This window comes from Micrococcus sp. GbtcB5, assembly GCF_019091605.1.
Lineage (GTDB): Bacteria > Actinomycetota > Actinomycetes > Actinomycetales > Micrococcaceae > Micrococcus > Micrococcus luteus.
In genome coordinates this window covers 1-1,889 of sequence record NZ_JAGXJK010000063.1, presented here as the reverse complement: position 1 = coordinate 1,889, position 1,889 = coordinate 1, and the positions used below count along the sequence as shown (strand labels likewise).

Below are 1,889 nucleotides of genomic sequence, written 5' to 3'. Positions count from 1 at the left end.
GTCAGAGAGCATCTGGAACCGGGACATGTCCCCAGGGTCTCAGCTGACTCGTGCATCTATTCTCAGACACGCCCTAGATACCACCGTCGACTTCTTCCCGGCTGCCGAAGAGACGTTTGCAGTCGTAGCCGCGGCGAGGACGCTCGTGCACTTGCCCGACAACGCTAACGGGAACCATCCAGCGCGCTTTGCTTCAGACTCTGGAACTCCGCCTCGGAGATAGTTCCGCTGTCGAGTAGCTGCTTGGCTTGCGCGATCTCAGACGCAGGTCCCCCAGCAACAGTCCGGATGTAGTCGTCCGCCGCTGCTTTGGTCTCTCGTGCCTGTCGCTCGGCTCGATCGCCCATCCCACGACCGCGGAAGATCAGGTAAACGAGCGCCGTGAGGAACGGAATAAAGATGAGGAAAAGCAGCCAGATCGCCTTGTAGACGCCGCTGAGTTCGCGGTCCCGGAAGAGATCACTGATGATTGAGAACAGTGCGATGAGGTAGGCGACGAACACAAAGATGGTGAAGAACCACCAGATCGCATCCCAGATCGTGCTCCAGAAGTCCATGTTCCTGACCTCACCTTCCGGCCCGGTTGGGGGCCAAGCCTAGAGTTTCGTGTGAACCCAGGGTAGCAAGCGGCAAGCGGCCCCTGCCTACCTCAGCCAGAGCTGGGCGCGCCGCAAAAGTGCTAACGAAAGTGCTAAGCAACCTGCAGGTCGAGGTATCGCGGTGGAGTCATCCACAGGGCACATGCCGTAGATCGTTGATTTCATGCGGCAGAACGCCCTTCCAAGATTCGCGGCGCGAGGGGGTCGAGGTCAGTTCAAGTCCCCCCTCGCGCACTGCGGGCCGTTTGCAAGACGGCCAGGGAACGGTTTGTACGTTCCACAGGGGAAGCCCCCGGGAGACTCGGACGAGTCTCCCGGGGGCTTCTTCACGCACAGGATTGGCCTCCCGGGCGACGCCGCGGGCGTCCCGAGGGCCTGGCGGACTCGTCTGGGCATGGAAAGACCCCCGCGGGCCTGCGCCTGGGAAGGCTCCCGCGGGGGTCTGGATGTGTCCACGTGGTCCCGTGGGGGCGGCTCTAGGTTAGGCGGCCTCCCGCCTCTCAGGTGGCAAGCCCCCTGGTGATGTGTACGCGGGCCCGTACTCGTCGGCGCGGGTGAACCCGGCCGTGCGCTCATGGCGGCGGGCGCGCTTGACCGGGGCCGTGGCGAAAGACCAAAGCGTGTCGCCCCAGTCGTTAGAACGACGCCCGGCCTACTCTCGGAAGGTCGCCACCATCGACACCTACTGGCACACACGCGAAGGCATCCACCCTTATGTCCAGCCTCTCTGACCTCCTCGGCCAGGTCCGCGCCACGAACCCAGACCTCGCGGCCAACCTCGAACGCGAGATCAAGAACCGCACCCGGCGTCAGCGCCAGTTCGGACTCGTGTTCGAGGGGCACCGCCCCGAGGCCGTGGAACTGCCCTCTCGGCCCGTCCGCAAGGGGGACAAGGTCCGCATACTCCCGCCCCGCGGGGAGACCAAGAAAGGTGACCAGACCCTCTGGCACGTCGACCACATCGACCGCACTACCGGCACCGCCCGCCTGACCGCCGTCGACGGCGAGCAGGAGGCCCAGGCGGCCATTTCCGATCTCGTCGTCGTCGCTGAGTTCCGCGATCACATGTACCCCGGCCTCGTCGAGACCGGCCGAGTCGAGAACGGCGGTGGCAAGCCCTTCCATACGGTCATCAACGCCGAGAACTTCCACGCTCTCGAGATGCTCACTTACACCCACCATCACAAGGTGGACTGCTGTCGCGCGTCAGACTTAGGGCATGTCTGACAATCGTTTTGACCATGCGAGCACAGCATTCAGGACCACAGCGGCCCTGTAGATGATCGCGTA

The 1,889-nt window shown here is 63.7% G+C and carries 2 protein-coding genes; one reads left to right on the top strand and one right to left on the bottom strand.

The features are described from left to right. Positions 1-164: 164 nt before the first annotated feature. Entirely contained in the window at positions 165-557 is a 393-nt protein-coding gene (locus tag KVS67_RS11385; protein ID WP_217565382.1) for an SHOCT domain-containing protein, read from the bottom strand. 756 nt (positions 558-1,313) lie between these two features. On the opposite strand from KVS67_RS11385, the gene KVS67_RS14140 reads away from it, so the two are divergent. Further along, positions 1,314-1,826 carry a hypothetical protein gene (locus tag KVS67_RS14140; protein ID WP_064845783.1) on the top strand — a complete coding sequence of 171 codons (513 nt, stop codon included), beginning with the start codon at positions 1,314-1,316 and terminating at the stop codon, positions 1,824-1,826. The last annotated feature ends 63 nt before the right edge of the window (positions 1,827-1,889 follow it).